Below are 20,403 nucleotides of genomic sequence, written 5' to 3'. Positions count from 1 at the left end.
ACCAACTAACTAATGCGCCGCGGGCCCATCTGTAAGTGACAGCACAAAGGCCGTCTTTCAGCCTTCCCCCATGCGAGGAAAGACATCATCCGGTATTAGCCCCGGTTTCCCGGAGTTATCCCAGTCTTACAGGCAGGTTGCCCACGTGTTACTCACCCGTCCGCCGCTCGTTCCACAGGCGCACACCCCGTAGGGTGATTACCTGCTTCCCGCGCTCGACTTGCATGTATTAGGCACGCCGCCAGCGTTCGTCCTGAGCCAAGATCAAACTCTCCAAAGAAAACTCACTTTTGGTTCTTTCAAAAGTGTAGTTACACTTGTGCAAACAAGAATATTTGCATATTCTTGTTTGCCAAAAAAGTTGGAGCGGCACCCAAAAAGCAGATTAGTCCACTTCTCGGATCCGTCGCGATGAACCGACACCGATCGGTTTCATCTATTATCTCAGCTTGCAATTTGACATCGCGGGGCTGGAGTTATTGTCGGATGCTAAAGCATCTGACTTCCAACCTTTGACATCTGTTTTGTCATACTGGCTGTTTTGTTCAGTTTTCAAAGAGCGAATTTATCGCTGCCTTTCCCGACAGCAAAATTGATTATATCACCATTGCAATTGGCTGTCAATAACTTTTTTGTTCTTGTTGCCGTGTACTTAAATGGTTAATACTTTTGCGCTGTTTTTCAGCGACAAGAACAATAATACTATCACAGACCTAAAAAGTCAACGACATTTTATAAGAAAAACACAAGGAATATAATGGAAATTGGCCCTGACCCTTCCTTCTTACATAAGTGATCACAGTACAACTTCCCCTTCCCAGTCCAGCATTCCACCTTCCATATTCGATACATTGAAACCACGTTCATCCATAAAAGAAGCAGCCATCATGCTCCGATTTCCGGAACGGCATACAACAATATAGTCCTTCGTTTGGTCCAACTCGTCCAATGAATGTGGAATCTTTTCCAGTGGTATATGTTTCGCCGTTCTTATCATGCCCTGTGCCACTTCATCGTCTTCTCGCACATCCACGATAATTGTATTTTTTCCTTCTTCCACTAACTGCTCGACTTCTTTTGGTGTTACTTTATTGATTTGCTCCATTAATACCACCCTTTTCCATAAAAACTTTCATTCCACTATAACGGTTCCCATACATAACACGCAATAATATGTCACAAAATAACACAACCAGAAGCCGAGGTGAATATGAATGAAGCATTTCGTCCGTTTGCTGGGGCTTATCCTGTTGTTACCTCTAACTGCAGTCGCAGCGGAGGAAAACAACGAGCCATCCCCTCAGCAGATTGCCGCGTATAATGAGGATGTAACTGGTAACACGGAGAAGGAAACCATTGAATTAAAAGGATTACTCTTCGCAGACAACACACAATACTATGTTGATACGTGGGCTTCTTTAGCCTCAAAGGATGGAGAAGAATGGGAAATCCAGTATGAAGGCGGTTATAAACCACAAATACATTTTCGCGATTTAAACCATGATGGCATAAAAGATGTTCTGTACCAGAGTTTATCAAACAAAAGTGCCGGCCTGCATGATTATAAGCTGCACACGTTAAGCAACGGCCAAATGGAACAAATGAATCTTCCTGAACAAAAATTCATCAAAGCCCAATTCAAGGATGATTTTCGGGTGAAAGTGCAAATTGCGCCTGATAAAGAACCTTCCACCGTTGATATTAGTGACCAGGCTTCCAAATATGCTGAGCTCGGCATTTACCATCAGAATGGGGAGCTGCTTGAGAAAACGTCCCCTATGATTCATCCAATTGCATCATTCAAACCTGTTAAAGTCAATGATAAAAAAGGATACGGGTTAAAAAGTAGGCAGCGGATCAGTGGTGCGTACCGAGACAATCATATCGGAACAGTGGAAACGCTGTGGTATTTTGAAAAAGAACAGTGGATTATCCTGAAAACCGAATGGATTCCGGCCGACTGAGAATCCGCATCACGAGATCTCACTTTGGCCACTATTCCGCTTATCCTAAAAAGATCTCACCCCGTTAATAGGGTGAGATCCTTTTACGTTAACCATCATTCCTTACAGATGGAATTAATTTGCTACAATATTGACTAGTTTTCCAGGTACAACAATCACTTTACGGACTGTTTTCCCTTCCAAGAATTCCTGGATTTTTTCATGCTGAAGAGCTTGTTTTTCCAACTCTTCTTTCGATATGTCTTTTGGCGCATTCATTTTAGCTCGGACTTTGCCCATAACCTGGAGGACGATTTCCACTTCATCTTCAACAAGTTTACCTTCATCATATTCCGGCCATTTTTCGTAACTGATTGTTTCGTTGTGCCCTAGAATCTGCCACATTTCTTCTGACAGGTGTGGTGCTACCGGTGAAAGCAATTGAACAAATCCTTCGATATACGCTTTTGGAATGGTTTCAGCTTTGTACCCTTCATTGATAAAAACCATCAGCTGGGAAATTCCAGTATTGAAATGAAGGTTTTCGAAATCCTCCGTTACCTTTTTTACCGTTTCATGGTAGACCTTATCCATCTGAGAAGCATCATTCGTATCAACAATCTTTTCAGACAGCTCCCCATGTTCATTCACAATCAGGCGCCAAACTCTGTCAAGGAAGCGCCGGGCTCCGTCTAAACCATTCGTTGACCAGGCAACGGCAGCATCTAAAGGACCCATGAACATTTCATACAGCCGCAAGGTATCTGCACCATGGGTTGAGATGATGTCATCCGGATTCACGACATTACCCTTGGACTTACTCATTTTTTCATTGCCTTCCCCTAAGATCATACCCTGATTAAATAGCTTCATGAACGGTTCTTTCGTCGGTACTGCACCAATGTCATACAAAAATTTATGCCAGAACCGTGCGTACAGAAGATGAAGAACCGCGTGCTCAGCACCGCCGATATAAATATCAACCGGAAGCCATTCTTTCAGTGCTTCAGGGTCAGCCGGCTTGTTGGGATTATCTGGATCGATAAACCGCAAGAAGTACCAGCAGCTCCCTGCCCACTGCGGCATGGTGTTCGTTTCTCGTCTGCCTTTCATTCCAGTTTCCGGATCCATAACATGGACCCAGTCACTTGTTGCGAGTGGGGATTCCCCTGTACCGGATGGCTTTATTTCATCCATATCTGGAAGTTCCAGCGGCAATTCGTTCTCTGGAACGGCACTCATGGACCCATCTTCCCAATGAATGATCGGAATCGGCTCTCCCCAGTAACGCTGTCTTGAAAACAGCCAGTCCCTGAGGCGATATGTTATTTTACCAGTCCCAATTTCGTTTTTCTCAAGCCAATCAATCATTTTCGTAATCGCCTCATCCGTGTACAGTCCGTTTAGAAAATCGGAATTGACGTGTTCACCATCTTCCGTATAAGCCTGACTAGATAGATCGCCGCCGGCAACAACTTCCTTAATCGGTAATTCAAATTTCTGGGCAAATGCATAGTCGCGTTCATCATGGCCCGGAACTGCCATAATGGCTCCGCTTCCATAGCCCATTAATACATAATCGGCAATCCAGATTGGCATTTTCTCATTATTTACAGGATTAATGGCATAGGCACCTGTGAATACGCCTGTTTTTTCCTTGGCCAAATCTGTGCGTTCAAGATCCGATTTTGTCTCAATTTCCTTCAGGTATGCAACAACTTTTTCCTTTTGTTCTGGTGTCACAATCTTTTCCACGAGTGGGTGCTCCGGTGCAAAAACGGCATATGTCGCACCAAACAGTGTATCCGGTCTGGTAGTGAAAGCAGTGAACTGTTCGGAATAGCCATCCACATCGAACGTGATTTCAGCACCTTCTGACCTGCCTATCCAGTTTCGCTGCATTTCTTTTATGCTTTCCGGCCAGTCAACATCCTCCAAATCATCCAGGAGACGGTCTGCATAGGCGGTGATCCTGAGCATCCACTGTTTCATTGGCTTGCGTACCACCGGGTGGCCGCCGCGTTCACTCTTTCCATCAATGACTTCCTCATTGGCAAGAACGGTACCAAGTGCTGGACACCAATTAACCGGAACTTCATCCATATAAGCCAATCCATGTTCATACAATTTGGTAAAAATCCATTGTGTCCATTTATAATAACTTGGGTCCGTCGTATTAATTTCACGATCCCAGTCATAGGAAAAACCGAGCTCCTGAATTTGTCGTTTAAATGTCGCAATGTTCTCATCTGTAAAGGCGGCCGGACTGTTGCCGGTATCAAGCGCGTATTGTTCTGCCGGCAGCCCGAATGCATCCCATCCCATTGGATGAAGCACTTCATAGCCCTGCATCCGTTTCATCCGGGAGTAAATATCCGTTGCTGTGTAACCTTCCGGGTGTCCGACATGAAGGCCGGCTCCGGATGGATACGGAAACATATCCAGTGCGTACACTTTTTCCTTGTCCGAAAATGTATCAGTTTTAAATGTTTTATGTTGATCCCAGTATTCTTGCCATTTCTTTTCGATTTCCTGATGATTGAAGCTCATCACCTTGTCCTCCTTATTCTTTTTTTACTGACAGCAGCAAGTTTTTAAACATGCTTGCATTCATCATTTCTGTCCAATAAAAAAGCCACTCATCCCTATGTAAGGGACGAGAAGCTTTACTCCCGCGGTACCACCCAATTTAACGCAGTATATGCGTTCACTTGTATCCTTAACGCGGATGGACGGCATGGACTAGTGATATTTCATCCATGCAGCTTGAAGGTGAGTTCACGAACCCCCGGGGACAGTTCACACCAGCCACTGCCTCGCTTTACCCAGAAGGTTTCGTTACTGCTCCTTCGCATCGCCGGTCAGCTATGTAAATCGAATTGTAGTCAATGCACAAGCCTTTGTCAAGGTAAAGGCGCGTAAGCTTTCCCACTGTTTCTATTTCATGCTAAACTAATCATAGCATGCTACATAAAGGAGTACAAACATTCATGGTAAAAGGAATTCTCAATTATGCACATCATTTACTCGGGGAGGCCATTGATAAAGGTGATACAGTTATTGACGCCACGTGTGGCAATGGACATGATACTGTTTTTCTAAGCAATACTGTCGGCGCGGGTGGCTATGTGTATGGCTTTGATATACAGGAACAGGCCATTATCAATACAAAGAAACGTCTCTTTGAGCAGCAGCTAACCAACGCAACAATAATCAACGACAGTCACAGTAACTTCATCCATCATATTCCGGTTGACCGGCTCACACGTCTCGGCGGTGCCATTTTTAACCTTGGCTACCTGCCCGGAAGTGACAAATCGGTTATCACAAAAAGTGAGACAACTGTCCTGGCAATGGAAGGAATCCTGTCCCACCTGAAGCAGAACGGGCTTATCGTACTTGTCGTTTATCACGGGCATGAAGGCGGTGACCAGGAAAAAGAACACCTCCTGCAATATGTGCGTCAGCTCGATCAGAAACTGTATCATGTTTTATATTATGGATTCATCAATCAGAAAAACGATCCACCGTTCATTTTAGCCATTCAAAAAAGGCGGTGACCTGTCAATCCCCCTGGCTGCTTTCCCTGTTTTCTCCCTTTTCGGGAACAGGCGGCCGGGCTTTTGTTTTTCGGATAAAGTGATACAGTTTGACATTCCAGTGAAAGAAAGACGCCGCGCTGCCACTTTCACGAAGCAACGCACCTGTCATATCCGTGCCTCCGGGCAGCTGCTTTACTTTCGGATCACCCAGATAGAGTCCAACAAGCCCATGGTGCACCATTTTGTGAAATGGCCTGTCCATTAATTGCTGCACGTGTGTATCAGCCTGCCTGATAAAATAGGTAAACCGTTCTTTCATACGTGCATGACCTTCATAATAGCTGCAGAAATTCAAGTCACCTTCCCGCCTGTCCTCTTCCTGGTCAATATAATAGTCCAGTAAAATATGTAACCCCTGCATAAACGGAAAATAACTCTCGACAACTTGTTCTGCCATTTTTTCGTTCATTCTGCCGCTTAGTGCATAGGCAACAAGACAAAAAATGCCCAGGGTTGACCCGGCGGCGGCCGAGAATTCATGCCAATAAAGAGAAGGTGATGCACTTGCATTATCACGGAACCATGCCGACAGACGACCGACTCGTTCATCCCTCCGGACATGTTTATGTACCTGCAGATCGCTATAGAGTGTTTCTAATTTGGACAAATATCCTTTAATGACGTCATATTCCAGATTCCGCATCGTTTTCTGGCATGTGCGGACCAGGTCAGCTAAATATTCGCCATCAGTCTGTTCATTACGGAAAGCATAGTAATTTTTAATCGGATTTGCCGGACTTAGTGCATCTGTCATTGCTTGATGGAGCTGCCGGAAATCATCCGGATCCATAGACGTACTCCGATCACATAGGTTGTCTAAATAATCACTGATTGTCTGGTAGGCTACAATAAAACGGATTGCTTCCTGCCATCTGTACCCGGAAAGAAGTGCATAAACGGCACCACCCAGACAGTGGAACCGTTTCGATTCAATGCTCGCCAGTGCCTGGTTCCGCAATTCATTATCCGGTATTTGCTGTGCCCGCTCTTTCCAAAATGTTAACTCCTTGCTGACCGCAGGGAATACTTTCCGGTATACCGCAGCCATTAATGTCACGGGTGTTTTTGGTATGCTGTACCCCACCCCATCCCCTCCTTACAACGAACACGACGTACTAATGCAGGCAATATCATAGGTCAAGGAAAACTTCGATACAGTTCAATGCACACAGAAAAAGTGCCTCTCTGTTTCAAGGACGTGACGGCCGATGACTGTGTATGCAGCGGGGTGTCTTCCTGCCTGATACGTAAACGTCCGGTTTGTCTGCTTCGTGCACAAAGGCTATACTACTTATATCACCATATTTTTTAGGGGGATTCAAATGATACACCATTACAAACAAATGGAGCCAGATATTCACTCATCTGTTTTCGTTGCACATGATGCTGACATTATTGGGGATGTTACGATTCAGGAAGATTCCAGTGTGTGGTTCCAAACCGTTATCCGCGGAGATGTAGCACCGGCCAGAATCGGGCGCCGGGTTAGCATTCAGGATTTGTCACTTCTGCATCAAAGCCCTAACATGCCAGTAACGATAGAGGATGATGTGACGGTCGGCCACCAGGTCACACTGCATGCATGTACCATCCGATCCAACGCTCTTATTGGTATGGGGTCGCTTATCCTGGACGGTGCTGAAATAGGTGAACATGCCTTCATTGGTGCGGGGAGCCTTGTTCCGCCGGGCAAAAAAATACCGCCCCACTCCCTTGCACTGGGACGGCCAGCAAAAGTTGTCCGTACCCTGACAGAAAAAGATTATGAGGAAATGGCGCGCGTACGGAAATCTTATGTTGACAAAGGGCAGTACTATAAACAGCATACCGATCTGGGCCAGTCGTTTTAACTTTGGCTGTTTTCTACTGTCGCTTTTTGCTTCACTCTGGAGAATGAAACTCTACTTAACAATTTGTATAAACTGCGACGTAAACTAAGGAAAACATTGGTGGTATTTAGTGAGCCTTTCTAACCACGCAGCTGGAATATACTCGCTTTCCGTGGGCTCACCACGAGCCTCCTCGCTCGCAAAGAACGCTCACTGTGGGGTCTCTTAGGCTCGCTGTCCCACAGGAGTCTCGCATATTCCAGCTGCTGTTTTCTGTTTTAGCCATCATATTACGTATTTTGTCAATTTTCACAGTGAGTCGCAATGTTTATCAACTGCACTGGAAAACAACAAAAGATCCTTAATTTTTTAGCGGCACATCCCCGCCTCATGCAAACAGGCGATCACGCTTTCAGCCAGCGTGATCGCCTGTTGTTTAACCTATATCAACCTTTAATCAGCCTTTATTGCTGTTCCAATCAATTGTTCCGGTTTACTCAGCTCATTTATGTCAAATTTCTTTTCTACAAAAATCTGATGCCACAGCATAAACATGAGTACCGTCCATATTTTACGGCTGTAATCGCCTTTTCCCTGACAATGAGCGTCTAAGAGATCAAAAACATACGATTTATGCAGCAAATGATCGGTCTCGCTTTCACGAATCAGTTTTTTCGCCCAGTCATGCAGTTCATTTTTCAGCCAGTGGCGAATTGGAACTGGAAAACCAAGCTTTTTACGGTCTAGCACGTGATCTGGGACGATACCACGCGAAGCCTCGCGCAAGATACTTTTTGTCGTTCCGTTGGCAATTTTTAAATCTTGCGGCAGTGTACTTGCAACTCGGAACACTTCCTTATCAAGGAATGGGACGCGAAGTTCAAGGGAATTCGCCATCGTTGTCCGGTCTGCCTTCAGCAGGATATCCCCGCGCATCCACGTATGAATATCAATATACTGCATTTGATTTACAAGCGGATAATCACTTACCCGGTCATATAGTTTTTCGGTTATTTGTCTATAGGATATATCGTCTTGGAACGTTTTGAGGAATGCCTGTTTCTCGTCATCTTCAAACATTTTGGCATTGCCGATATAGCGATCACGCAATGGTGTTGTTCCCCGCTCCAGGAAGCTTTTGCCGCGAACCCCCTCCGGCATGACATCTGCCACTCTGGCCAACAGATCTTTGGCAGGAGCCGGGATTGAATCAAACATTTTCAGTGAGTCCGGTTCACGGTAAATGTTATAGCCGCCAAACAATTCATCTGATCCTTCACCGGATAAGACCACAGTGACATGTTTCCTTGCTTCCCGCGCTACAAAATATAGTGGTACACAGGCTGGATCTGCCAATGGATCATCCATATGCCACATAATCTTCGGAAGTTTTTCCACATATTCTTCGGGTGTAATGCGGTACGCTATATTTTCCACACCGAGTTTCTCAGCCGTTTCTTTTGCAACATCAATTTCGGAATAACCTTCCCGTTCAAAGCCGACCGAAAATGTCTTAATATCCGGATTGAACTCTTTTGCCAAAGCTACAATAATCGTGGAATCAATGCCACCGGACAGAAACGATCCAACTGGTACATCACTGCGCATATGCATGTTGACCGAATCAAACATGACATCCCGGATTCGTTTAATCCAATCCTGCTTGTCCATCAATACAGGGTGAAATTCCGCATGCCAATAACGGTGGAAAGTGATCTTTTCGCCCGGTTTTTGTACAAAGTAATGACCTGGTTCCACTTTTTGAATTCCAGTTGTCATCGTCATTGGTTCCGGGACGAATTGAAAGCTTAAGTAATGCTGCAGCGCTTCCGTATTAACCGCTTCATTTTCCATCATAAGGGAGATACTTTTCTTTTCAGATGCGAAAGCTGTTCCTTCATCTGTTTCCCGGTAAAACAGCGGCTTAATACCGAATGGATCGCGTGCACCGTACAGTGTTTCCTGTTCCTTGTCCCAAAGAAGAATGGAAAACATGCCGCGCAAATGCTCAAATGCCTTTTCCCTGTATTTTTTAAATAACGCGGCGATAACCTCCGTGTCTGATTCTGTTTCAAATTGGTATCCTTCTGCGGCCAGCTCATCCCGCAATTCAACATAATTATAAATTTCCCCATTGAACAGAAGCCAAATTGTTTCACTATCACAGCTCAACGGCTGCTGACCACTATCAATGTCGATAATGCTTAAGCGTCTGAATCCGAATGATACATATGCGTCATGATAATACCCTTCATCATCCGGTCCTCTATGTGTCATAAGGTTATTCTGCTGTTTAAAAGCTGTTTTCTGTTCTTCATCTGGTGCAGCGGGTCTGCCGCGTAGTATTCCAATAAAACCGCACATTTTGTTTGCCTCACTTTCATCATGTTGCATCCTTCAGATTATACCACATTAAAAGCAATTATAACGATTAAAAATATGTTGAAATTACAGGTGTTTTGTACACAAAAAAGATGCAGACAATTTTCTGCACCTTTCCCGTATCTATCATCAGTTTTTTACCAGTGCTCCGAGTTCATCCACTTTGTCTGTTTTTTCCCATGGAAACAGAACATCCGTCCGACCAAAATGGCCATACGCAGCCGTGTTTTTAAAAATTGGCTTCCGCAAATCCAGCATACGGATAATCCCTGCCGGACGAAGATCAAATACTTTCCGGATTGCATCTGCAAGGGTATCTTCGTCCACAGCACCAGTACCAAATGTATTCACCGAGATTGATACTGGTTCTGCCACACCAATTGCGTAGGCCAGCTGCACCTCGCAGGCTTTTGCCAGGTCGGCAGCTACAATGTTTTTAGCAACATATCGTGCCGCATACGCTGCTGAACGGTCCACTTTCGTCGAGTCTTTTCCACTGAAAGCTCCACCGCCATGACGTGCATAGCCGCCATAAGTGTCAACGATTATCTTTCTTCCGGTTAGACCTGCATCCCCCTGCGGACCACCAATAACAAAGCGTCCTGTAGGGTTAATAATATAATTGGTCTCCTCATCCAGCAAATGGGCCGGCACGACTGGTCGGATGACATGTTCAATCATATCCGATTCAATCTGTTCTACTGCAGCATCCTGATGATGCTGAGTTGAAATAACAATCGTATCAATCCTAATTGGCTCACCATCTTCACCATATTCAACAGTTACCTGGGTTTTTCCGTCAGGACGCAAATATTCCAGTATGTTCTCCTCACGTACATCTGCCAGTCGTTTTGCCAGCTTGTGCGCCAATGAAATCGGCAAAGGCATTAATTCCTCTGTCTCATCACAGGCATAGCCAAACATCAGACCTTGGTCTCCTGCACCAATTGCGGCAATTTCCTCGTCACTCATTTTCCCCTGACGAGCTTCCAGTGCATTGTCAACGCCATCGGCAATATCCGGTGACTGCTCATCGATGGCTGTGAGTACTGCACATGTTTCTGCATCAAAGCCAAATTTAGCCCGTGTATAGCCAATATCCTTGATCGTCTGACGTACAAGCGCAGGAATATCCACGTACGTTGTCGTTGTAATTTCTCCGGAAACCAACACGAGCCCTGTAGTAACAGTTGTCTCACATGCAACCCGGGCATTGGGGTCTTTTTTTAGTATTTCATCTAATATGGCATCTGATATCTGATCACAAATTTTATCCGGGTGGCCTTCTGTCACCGATTCAGATGTGAATAATCGACGTTTAATAGCCATATGGCCATGTCCTCCCTTGGATTGTGGTACGGAACTCCATCTTTTCAGTTATAGAGGCTGTTTAAAAAGTCTGGTTTATTCTCCTTTTAAACACGCACTTATCATTTACAAACAAAAAAACCTTTCCTGCATCATGAGGAAAGGAATGAGGCCTTTCGCTCTTATTGTTCAAGGACTTATCCTTGCTTCAGATTAGCACCTTTTCACGCATCGTGACGGTTGCCGGGCTTCATTGGGTCTGTCCCTCCACCAGCTCTGAATAAGAGAGTATCCGCTCGAATTTTATCGTATCGAATTCCTTTTCCGATGTCAACTTATTTCGCACTTGGGAGGAACATTGACATAAAAATTTCATATAAATAATTCCAAGATTAGTGTGGACTAATTTTTCAAATGTGTTATACTAATAAGCAGATTCAGGTGATCAAACGTTTTTTGTTTAAATAATATGTGTAAAAGGTAGGTATCACAAATGAAAACAAAAGAAGATACATTGCTGACCAGGGATTTACTGACACACCCTCATTTGCAGTCAAACCTGACTGTACCGCGGCTGGTCGAAAAAGTTTTGTCACGCTCTGAAGGCGTTCTAAGTGCAACGGGAGCTGTCAGTGCCCATACAGGTGAGTATACAGGGCGATCCCCGAAAGATAAATATATTGTTCGTGACGGTACTAGTGAAGATGTTGACTGGGGGGATGTCAACCAGTCTATCGATGAGGCCACCTTTGATCATCTGCTGGAAAAAGTGACGGCCTATTTACATGATAGAAATGAATTGTTCCATTTTCAAGGATTTGCTGGAGCAGACGAAAATTTCCGGCTTCCTATCCAGGTGATTAATGAATATGCATGGCATAATCTGTTTGCTCGTCAGCTGTTCATCACGCCAACCGAAAACGAATTAGCAGAGCATCAGCCGGAATTTACCGTGATATCTGCCCCGACGTTCAAGGCAGACCCGGAAGTTGACGGCACTAGCTCTGAAACGTTTATTCTGATTTCGTTCGACAAACGAATTGTGCTGATTGGCGGAACAGAATATGCGGGAGAAATTAAAAAATCCATCTTTTCTGTCATGAACTACATGCTGCCAAAACGTGATGTATTATCGATGCACTGTTCAGCCAACGTCGGACGCGAGGGGGATGTGGCCCTGTTTTTCGGACTGTCTGGAACAGGTAAGACGACCCTTTCTGCTGATCCGTACCGGCGTCTGATTGGCGATGATGAGCATGGCTGGAGCCCGAATGGCGTGTTTAATATCGAAGGTGGTTGCTATGCGAAATGCATTAATTTGTCAGAGAAAAAAGAACCACAGATTTTCAATGCTATCCGGTTTGGTTGCGTATTGGAAAACGTCGTCCTTAATGATGAGACACGCGATCCTGATTACGATGACACATCACTAACCGAAAATACACGGGCGGCATATCCGCTGGAAAACATTGATAACATTGTGTCACCAAGTGTTGCCGGTCATCCGAATACGATCATCTTTCTGACAGCAGATGCATCCGGAACATTGCCGCCAATTAGCAGATTGACCAAGGAACAAGCAATGTATCACTTCCTAAGCGGCTATACGAGCAAACTGGCCGGCACTGAACGAGGCGTTACCAAGCCGCAAGCGACTTTTTCCGCCTGTTTCGGTTCTCCATTCTTGCCATTGGCACCGTCCACATACGCCGAATTGCTTGGTGAAAAAGTCGATCAGCATAATGCAAATGTCTTTCTTGTCAACACCGGCTGGACTGGTGGCTCCTATGGTACCGGCGAACGCATCAAGCTCTCCTACACAAGAGCAATGGTGCACGCGGCATTGGAAGGCGAACTGAACGCAATTGAAACAGTAAAAGATCCTATTTTCGGTCTGGAAATACCAATGCATGTGGCGGGTGTGCCAGACGATCTGCTTGTCCCGATGAACACTTGGGACGACAAAGAAGCCTATAAACAGGAAGCACGTGAACTGGCAATGAAGTTCCACGAGAATTTCAAGAAGTTCACACAGGCAAGTGAAACGATTCGCAGTGCAGGCCCGAGTTACAAGGGTAACTAATAGTAATTTGTTTCCTCATCCCAAAAGGATTTCATATATGAAGGAAAAATAGATGCAGTTTCATACTGCAGACCGGTCCCACAATGGAGACCGGTTTTTTTATTGGCTGGTAAATCGACAAAATTCGGGGCGTGACAGGCACCCAGCCTGTGGGCACCCAGCCTGGGCATTCACACATTCTTGCTTGCCGCATACGATGATCAGCAAAGCCGGGGAGCCGCCCAAGTGTCTCGTTTGACGAGCTTGTGAACACACAAATCGCTGAGGAAATAATTGAAAACTAAGGAGGGGGAACAATGGCATTTCTTACCTTAGATCAGGTATCGCATTATTATTTTTCCAAAAAGGATTACACAAAAGCACTGGACAACATTTCATTTTCCGTTGATGAAGGTGAGTCTGTTGCCCTATTAGGTCCCAGTGGATGTGGAAAATCAACGATACTATCCGTCATATCCAGAATCATCGAGCACACTACCGGTAACATTTATGTGAACGGCCGGCCATTGGCTGATTCGGATCTGGATATGGGCTATATGCTGCAGCAGGATTATTTGTTCCCATGGAAAACCATCATTGACAATGTTCTAATCGGACCCAAAATCAATCGTGATCAGTCACAGGAGACAAAAGAAAAAGCTGTCCAGTTGCTTGACCAGGTTGGGCTTTCCAATACTGCAGACGATTATCCGGATTCCTTTTCCAGGGGGACGCGCCAGCGAGTGGCCCTCGTGCGCACATTAATCACCAATCCAAGAATATTGCTATTGGATGAACCATTTTCAGCACTTGACTACCAGACAAAATTGAAGCTGGAGGATCTGATCTGGGATCTCCTCCGCTATTACCATAAAACGTCCATCCTCGTGACACACAACATTGGTGAGGCAATCGCCTTAAGTGACCGTATTATCGTCATGAATGCAAATCCCGGCTCGATTGCCAAAACATTTGAGGTTCCACTTGAATTACGGGATGAAACCCCCTTTTTAGTTCGGCGGCACCCGAAATTTCATTTATTATTCGATAAAATATGGGGGGAATTGAATAACGATGCGTCAGTTCCACCACAGTCCAGGGTGGTGAATCCTAATGGTGAAACATGAATCAGACCGGCAGCTGTTTGAAAGCTACAAACGCAGAATAAAACGGGAGAAAAGAGTTGTCTATGCCTGTCAGCTGATTATGCTAGTATCCGTTTTTGGTCTATGGGAACTGGCCAGCAGAATGAATTGGATTGACTCGCTTTTCTTCAGCTCACCTTCTGAAGTTTACCATGTACTGACAAAAAGATTTGCAGACGGAACGATGCTGATACATTTGCAAGTCACATTATTGGAGACAGTTGCGGGTTTTCTGATTGGCACCATTCTCGGAATTATTATGGCCACCATACTGTGGTCCTCAGAACGGTTTTCACGCATTATGCATCCATACCTGGTTGTCATGAAAGCCATGCCGAAAGTTGCCCTAGCCCCAATCATCATCGTTGCTATAGGGTCTGGTTACGTATCTATCATCACCATGGGGGCTATCATTTCTGTCGTTATTACAACACTTGTCGTTTATTCAGCATTCCGGAAAGTAGACCCAAATTATATCAAAGTATTGAAAAGTTTTAAGGCTTCGAGAGGACAAATTTTCAAAGAGGCTGTCTTCCCTGCTGCCATTCCAGCTATGATTTCAACCTTAAAGGTCAATGTCAGCCTGTCCTGGGTTGGTGTCGTTGTCGGTGAGTTTCTCGTTTCCAGGGAAGGGCTTGGGTACTTGATTGTTTACGGGTTTCAGGCATTCAACTTCTCACTCGTCATGTCCAGTTTAATTCTCATTGCGATATTCGCAGCACTGATGTACAAAGTCGTTGAGCGAATTGAAAAAACACTGCTAAAACATACACAATAACGTTTTTCTGGAGGAACCGTACGGCATCAGCCATTCCGGTTCCGGGCATGGGTGCTTATGTAATCCAGACAGTGTGTCAATACATCATCTTTCATAATAAAGCTGTATGATTTCCGCTGTTTAACATCCGCCGGTAAGGCATCGAGAAGAATGGGTCCATGCGTCTCATAATAGGTTTTTTGCGGAAGAAGTTCTTTTATAGATGCGGTATAGACGTTTTTGACAATCGTTCCCCCTTTGCCAGCAACGATATACTGACCAATGTAGTGGATGGATTCCGTTACACCGCCTGTCTCCTCCCACACTTCACGGATGGCTGCGTCACTCGGGTGCTCATTATCCTCTACTTTCCCCCCGGGAAATTCCAGTCCCCGATCTTTATGTCTGGTCAGCAGCCATTTATTTTTGTACTTGCAGATAACCCATACATGTTTTGGGTATTTGGAAAATGGATGATCGTCAAACGATAATTTTACTTCATTGCGGTAAAAGTCTTTGAATATATGCATGATTTCAACTGCTTTCCTATTCCATTCAAGAGGTTGTTCAAAAAGTCCGGTAAAAAGGACACTTCGAATTTCTTCGTTGGCTTGCTTTTCCGCTCCTCATGTATTAAATTACATACATTCCGCTCCTCAAAGCTGCACCGCCTCGAACTTCTCGGTCCTTTCTATCCTCCTTTTTGAACATGCACTTCAAGTTATTGATAGCTGATATTGGTTATTTTCCATTGGTTAGAATAAGTAAATGTAATCCTAATTGTATAAGTTCCGTATAAATCTGTGCGGTTGGTCTGGACGACTTCAATGCTGTTATCATTCTTCCGTATCATATCATAGTCCTCTTCTTCATGAAACCATGGCGGTGTCTCAGTCGGCTTGACATATAGCCCGTCCGGCTGTTCATCATAATAAAAATCAATGTATTCCGATGCTGCCCCATTAGCCGAGACAGTATTAAATGCCTTGCGCAGCGCATCCTTTGTATGATAATGCATGACTTTATTATTCCGATCCGTCTCCTGCACGAGAAGATCCTTGAACTGACTGCTTAAAGAAAAAATGCGTTCGTGTGATAAACTCTTACCTGTTTTGTCATTACCACGGGGTTGTTCTTTTTCAGATATTGTACTCTCTGACTGTGAGTGCTCTGGGTCTTCCACGGCTGATGCCGAATGATGACCGGCTCCTCCTAATGTCATAAATGCGAGCATAATAGCACAGCCTGTACACTTACGTATATAATTCAAGTATTTGCGTCTTCGCATACATTTCACCTCTTGCTGCTATATATAAGCACCGTGCTACTCATCTATTCCTTTTTTTCAAATTTCCTAAACAAAAAACAGGAATAAGACTTATTCTTATTCCTGAGAACTATCCTACAGATGGTTATCCGATAATATGCCTATTTCTTCAATATGCTGTTTCGTCTCCTTATCGCCTAAATCATACATCATCCGAAAAGCTTCCGTGAGTTCACTGTCATAATCATCATTAGGCTTATCGTTATGATAAGGCATAATCGGCACATGTGCACGGAAAAATGCACGTGTATCTGAATCGCTCATATTATCAAGTTTATTGCGAAGTGTCTGCACTTCATCCTGTGTTGCATAAATCGTGAATTCATCGTTATTGTCATATCGGATTTGTGAGATCTCATGACTGCCTACATTGACATAAAACTTTTTCTTATCCACTACAGCACCTCCTGTTTATAATCTGCCGCGAAACAGGAGAACCATGCATGTAAATTAGCAACTCGTTTTTTCACAACATCAGAACGCATAACTTGTGGATGACCTTATAGTAAAACGAAGGCATTCTAACAAAAACCCCCGTCAATCAATGACTGACGGGGGTTGGGTTCAGTTTGTTCAATTCGCAGCTGTCCCGGACTGATTCAGCTTATCGGCTTCATTAGCAAATACGCAGCGTCCTCTTCCATGCGGAATGCACATAGGGGTTCCGAACATTGGGTCAAACGTAACATCACATTTCATTTGGAAAACTTCATGCACCAAATTGCATGTAACGATTTCTTCCGGTTTCCCTTGTGCAAAAACGTTTTTGTCTTTTATGGCAACGATATGATGGGCATACCGGCAGGCAAGATTCAAATCATGCAAGACCATAACTACGGTGCGACCATCTTTTTCATTCAGCTCAAACAAGAGATCAAGGACATCGATCTGATGGGTCATGTCAAGATAGGTAGTAGGTTCATCCAGAAGAATGGTATCTGTATCCTGTGCGAGCGTCATCGCAATCCACGCACGCTGCCGCTGACCGCCAGAAAGCGAATCAACCGGACGGTCCTGAAAGTCGAGCATATTAGTTGATTCCAGAGCCCGGTAGACAGCCTGCTCATCCTCATTTGACCATTGCTTCAAAAAGCCACGGTAAGGGTTCCTGCCCTGTTTGACAAGCTCTTTCACGCTCAGCCCGTCAGGTGTTGCCGGACCTTGTGGCAATATGGCCAGCTTTTTGGCTACTTCTTTTGTGCCGATATTGGCAATATCCTCCCCATCAAGGACGACATCCCCGCCTTTTGGTTTTAACAGCCGTGCCAATGAACGAAGCAGTGTGGACTTTCCGCATCCATTGCTGCCAATGAAAACAGTGATTTCCCCTTGCGGAATTGCCATATTCAGGTCATCAATAATGACATCGTCACCATATCCAAGCGTCAAATCCTTCGCTGATAACGTCTGCATCGGAATCTCTCCCTACGTGTTGCATAATCTGGACGGAAACCGCACATACGTATGTACATGCTCCAGCCTTCTTAATACGATATAGTATACTTACAGTTTATTTGGTTTTTACGCAGAAGTCAATGACTTTGAGAATCATTATCACTAAGCGTTCATATTTTCTTAGCACAAAATTGGCCTGTGCCGTTTATCATTTACCATACTCGTTTAATAATTTGCTGCGCATTAATTTATTGGATGCATTACGTGGCAGTTTATCAATAAAGTAAATTTCTTTTGGTAATTTATACCCAGCGAGATGTTGTGCGGCAAACTCCAATATTGTTTCTCTTGTAATAGAAGGGTCATTCACAGCCACGAATGCGATAGGGATTTGCCCCCATTTTTCATCATCCTTGCCCACGACACCAGCCTCATCAACTGCCTCCATCGCGGATAGCACGCCTTCAATCTCCGTGGGATAAATATTCTCGCCGCCAGAAATAATTAAATCCTTTCGCCGGTCAGCTACATACAAAAAACCTTCCGCATCCGCATACCCGAGATCCCCTGTTGCCAGCCATCCCTCGCTGAATGATTTTTCGGTGGCTTCAGCATTATTGTAATACGCGTTTGTCACCATCGGACCTTTTACAAAAATTTCACCAATGCCGTCCTCTTTTTTATCAATTTTCAATTGAGCCGGAAACAAAGGTTTTCCGGATGATCCCAGTTTTTCCAGTGCATTGGAAGGGCTTAGTGTCACAATCTGTGAGGCGGTTTCCGTCAGTCCATATGATTGAAAAACCGGGATTTGACGTGATTTCGCCTGCTCAAGCAGTGTCTTGGGTGCAGGACCGCCACCCAGCAGCATACACCGGAATGTTGCGGGATAATGCATTTCTCCGAGACACCCAACTAAATCCCTTAGCATAACCGTCACAACTGATGCTATCGTCACATCCCTCTCCATAATAGCATCGTGAACAGCCTGTTTTTGGTATGCCTCAAGCAAATAAACCGGAATGCCATAGATGACACTGCGCAGGAGAATCGACAAGCCGCTGACATGGAATAGTGGCAATGCAGCAAGCCATTTATCCGTTTTTTTCAGCCCAAGGTTTAACATCGATCCAGCCGCGCTCCACCAATGATTGCCATAGGTATGAATAACACCTTTCGGAAATCCGGTTGTTCCTGACGTATAAATGATGGTGAATGGATCAGCCAAGTCGATTTCGTTTTTTAAATCTGCCGACGACTCAGGCGAATTCCAGACATCATGAAAGGTGCGGAAGTAGGTATCAACCGGATCAAATTCAGTTTGTCCAATAACAAGTGAAACCCCTGCGTCATTTAATTGAAAATTCAGTTCCGACCTCGTCAGACGTGTATTCAGAAGAACTGCAACAGCACCAATGTAACTGACGGCATGAATCGCAACAACCATATCCACATGATTTGCGGACGATATGCCGATATTCGATTCTTTCTGCACACCAAGCTGCTTCAGTTTTCGTGCAAAAGATTGACTCGCTTCCTTAAGCTCCCGGAATGTATAAACAGTACCGTCTTCCAGTTCGATTGCTGTTTCCTCCGGGGCCAAATCTGCCTGTTTCGTCAGCCAGTGCGGCATGATTTCAGCCATTGGGATCCCCCCTTCAGTCAATGTTAGAAAAACATGGGTTTCACCAAGTCTATATTGTGAAGTATTTCTTACAAGGCTAACCATAATTTATAGTTTCTGACGTTAGAAAACCTTTGCTCAGCATAAGCAAAGGTTTTCCAATCTACTTATTTTCACTTACATACCTATTAAGGAAAACGCGGGAATTGTTTGAAGTCCGGTTTCCGCTTTTCTTTAAACGCATCGCGGCCTTCTTTTGCCTCTTCCGTTGTATAATAAAGCAATGTTGCATCGCCACCCATTTGCTGCAAACCTGCCAGACCGTCTGTATCTGCGTTGAAGGACGCTTTCAGGAAACGAAGTGCGGTTGGTGATTTCTCCAGCATTTCCTCACACCACTGCAATGTTTCCTCTTCTAGTTTTTCCAACGGGACAACCGTGTTTACCAGTCCCATGTCATATGCTTCGTCTGCACTATATTGACGGCACAAATACCAAATCTCTCTTGCACGCTTGTGGCCGACCATACGGGCCAGCAATCCTGCGCCATATCCGGCATCGAAACTGCCTACTTTCGGACCAGTCTGACCAAAAATGGCATTATCAGCGGCAATCGTCAGGTCACAAACCACATGCAGTACATGACCACCACCGACTGCATAGCCGGACACCATTGCAATAACCGGCTTCGGAATCGTGCGGATTAGCCGCTGCAAATCCAGCACGTTCAGACGTGGCACCTGGTCATCACCCACATACCCGCCATGACCACGAACTGATTGGTCACCGCCTGAACAGAAAGCTTTATCTCCTGCTCCTGCCAGAATAATAACACCGATAGATGAGTCATCACGAGCATCCGCAAATGCATCAATCATTTCATTTACGGTAAGCGGTGTGAAAGCATTCCGCTTTTCCGGCCGGTTCATGGTCACTTTAGCAATCCCATTGTACTTCTCATAAATAATTTCATTGTATTGTTTTGCCTCTTCCCATTGGACAGTCACTTGAACTCCTCCTTTTTTACTT

General features: G+C 44.8%; 17 protein-coding genes, 1 rRNA gene, 1 riboswitch and 1 other annotated feature. Of the genes, 6 read left to right on the top strand and 12 right to left on the bottom strand.

The features are described 5' to 3' along the window. Together ACFSUO_RS07135 and ACFSUO_RS07130 are read right to left on the bottom strand one after the other, a co-directional pair. Positions 1 to 280, bottom strand: a 16S ribosomal RNA gene (locus ACFSUO_RS07135); the annotation flags it as partial. A gap of 516 nt (positions 281 to 796) precedes the next feature. Then, positions 797 to 1,105 (bottom strand): rhodanese-like domain-containing protein, encoded by a 309-nt coding sequence (locus tag ACFSUO_RS07130; protein ID WP_382392534.1) that lies wholly within the window; start codon positions 1,103 to 1,105, stop codon positions 797 to 799. A gap of 109 nt (positions 1,106 to 1,214) precedes the next feature. Between ACFSUO_RS07130 and ACFSUO_RS07125 the strand changes: the two genes are divergently transcribed. After that, the gene (locus tag ACFSUO_RS07125; protein WP_382392532.1) at positions 1,215 to 1,964 is read left to right on the top strand and encodes a hypothetical protein; all 750 of its coding nucleotides are present in this window, start codon (positions 1,215 to 1,217) and stop codon (positions 1,962 to 1,964) included. Between the two features lie 114 nt (positions 1,965 to 2,078). Here the strand turns inward: ACFSUO_RS07125 and leuS are convergent, their stop codons facing one another. Continuing rightward, positions 2,079 to 4,493 (bottom strand): leucine--tRNA ligase, encoded by a 2,415-nt coding sequence (gene leuS, locus ACFSUO_RS07120; RefSeq protein WP_382392530.1) that lies wholly within the window; start codon positions 4,491 to 4,493, stop codon positions 2,079 to 2,081. 99 nt (positions 4,494 to 4,592) lie between these two features. Continuing rightward, positions 4,593 to 4,807, bottom strand: a binding site (T-box leader). A 126-nt stretch (positions 4,808 to 4,933) separates the two neighbouring features. Between leuS and ACFSUO_RS07115 the strand changes: the two genes are divergently transcribed. Then, entirely contained in the window at positions 4,934 to 5,503 is a 570-nt protein-coding gene (locus tag ACFSUO_RS07115; RefSeq protein WP_382392528.1) for a class I SAM-dependent methyltransferase, read from the top strand. 4 nt (positions 5,504 to 5,507) lie between these two features. Here the strand turns inward: ACFSUO_RS07115 and ACFSUO_RS07110 are convergent, their stop codons facing one another. Further along, positions 5,508 to 6,629, bottom strand: coding sequence for a tetraprenyl-beta-curcumene synthase family protein (locus ACFSUO_RS07110; RefSeq protein WP_382392526.1), 1,122 nt, complete (start codon positions 6,627 to 6,629; stop codon positions 5,508 to 5,510). Between the two features lie 238 nt (positions 6,630 to 6,867). On the opposite strand from ACFSUO_RS07110, the gene ACFSUO_RS07105 reads away from it, so the two are divergent. Next, the gene (locus ACFSUO_RS07105) at positions 6,868 to 7,395 is read left to right on the top strand and encodes a gamma carbonic anhydrase (RefSeq protein ID WP_382392524.1); all 528 of its coding nucleotides are present in this window, start codon (positions 6,868 to 6,870) and stop codon (positions 7,393 to 7,395) included. Positions 7,396 to 7,827: 432 nt separating this feature from the next. Here ACFSUO_RS07105 and asnB read toward each other — a convergent pair whose 3' ends face one another. Both asnB and metK read right to left on the bottom strand, forming a co-directional pair. Beyond that, positions 7,828 to 9,738 (bottom strand): asparagine synthase (glutamine-hydrolyzing), encoded by a 1,911-nt coding sequence (asnB, locus tag ACFSUO_RS07100; protein WP_382392522.1) that lies wholly within the window; start codon positions 9,736 to 9,738, stop codon positions 7,828 to 7,830. A 147-nt stretch (positions 9,739 to 9,885) separates the two neighbouring features. Beyond that, on the bottom strand, positions 9,886 to 11,085 hold the full coding sequence (gene metK, locus ACFSUO_RS07095; RefSeq protein ID WP_382392520.1) for a methionine adenosyltransferase: 1,200 nt from the start codon (positions 11,083 to 11,085) through the stop codon (positions 9,886 to 9,888). 158 nt (positions 11,086 to 11,243) lie between these two features. Continuing rightward, positions 11,244 to 11,351: riboswitch (SAM riboswitch) on the bottom strand. A 206-nt stretch (positions 11,352 to 11,557) separates the two neighbouring features. Between metK and pckA the strand changes: the two genes are divergently transcribed. The 3 genes from pckA (at position 11,558) to ACFSUO_RS07080 (ending at position 15,049) form a co-directional block, all read left to right on the top strand. After that, a complete protein-coding gene (gene pckA / locus ACFSUO_RS07090; RefSeq protein WP_382392518.1) occupies positions 11,558 to 13,147 on the top strand; it encodes a phosphoenolpyruvate carboxykinase (ATP) in 1,590 nt (529 codons plus the stop codon). Positions 13,148 to 13,443: 296 nt separating this feature from the next. Beyond that, positions 13,444 to 14,253 carry an ABC transporter ATP-binding protein gene (locus tag ACFSUO_RS07085; protein ID WP_382392516.1) on the top strand — a complete coding sequence of 270 codons (810 nt, stop codon included), beginning with the start codon at positions 13,444 to 13,446 and terminating at the stop codon, positions 14,251 to 14,253. Next, positions 14,240 to 15,049 (top strand): ABC transporter permease, encoded by an 810-nt coding sequence (locus ACFSUO_RS07080; protein ID WP_382392514.1) that lies wholly within the window; start codon positions 14,240 to 14,242, stop codon positions 15,047 to 15,049. Before ACFSUO_RS07085 ends, ACFSUO_RS07080 begins: the two co-directional genes overlap by 14 nt. Before the next feature lie 26 nt (positions 15,050 to 15,075). Here ACFSUO_RS07080 and ytkD read toward each other — a convergent pair whose 3' ends face one another. From ytkD to menB, 6 genes are all read right to left on the bottom strand, one after another. Beyond that, entirely contained in the window at positions 15,076 to 15,558 is a 483-nt protein-coding gene (ytkD, locus tag ACFSUO_RS07075; RefSeq protein WP_382392512.1) for an RNA deprotection pyrophosphohydrolase, read from the bottom strand. Between the two features lie 191 nt (positions 15,559 to 15,749). Next, a complete protein-coding gene (locus ACFSUO_RS07070; RefSeq protein WP_382392510.1) occupies positions 15,750 to 16,316 on the bottom strand; it encodes a hypothetical protein in 567 nt (188 codons plus the stop codon). Positions 16,317 to 16,430: 114 nt separating this feature from the next. Beyond that, entirely contained in the window at positions 16,431 to 16,751 is a 321-nt protein-coding gene (locus tag ACFSUO_RS07065; protein ID WP_382392508.1) for a hydrolase, read from the bottom strand. Positions 16,752 to 16,928: 177 nt separating this feature from the next. Then, positions 16,929 to 17,768, bottom strand: coding sequence for an ABC transporter ATP-binding protein (locus ACFSUO_RS07060; RefSeq protein ID WP_382392507.1), 840 nt, complete (start codon positions 17,766 to 17,768; stop codon positions 16,929 to 16,931). A gap of 190 nt (positions 17,769 to 17,958) precedes the next feature. Further along, positions 17,959 to 19,395, bottom strand: a complete 1,437-nt coding sequence (locus ACFSUO_RS07055; RefSeq protein ID WP_382392506.1) for an o-succinylbenzoate--CoA ligase — start codon at positions 19,393 to 19,395, stop codon at positions 17,959 to 17,961. Between the two features lie 167 nt (positions 19,396 to 19,562). Beyond that, positions 19,563 to 20,381: a 1,4-dihydroxy-2-naphthoyl-CoA synthase gene (gene menB, locus ACFSUO_RS07050; RefSeq protein ID WP_382392504.1), complete on the bottom strand. Its 819-nt coding sequence runs from the start codon at positions 20,379 to 20,381 to the stop codon at positions 19,563 to 19,565. Between the last annotated feature and the right edge of the window lie 22 nt (positions 20,382 to 20,403).

The sequence above is a fragment of the Lentibacillus juripiscarius genome (assembly GCF_042685205.1).
Taxonomy (GTDB): domain Bacteria; phylum Bacillota; class Bacilli; order Bacillales; family Amphibacillaceae; genus Lentibacillus; species Lentibacillus juripiscarius.
The sequence above is the reverse complement of the archived record's forward strand: the minus strand, read 5'-3'. Positions and strand labels throughout refer to the sequence as shown.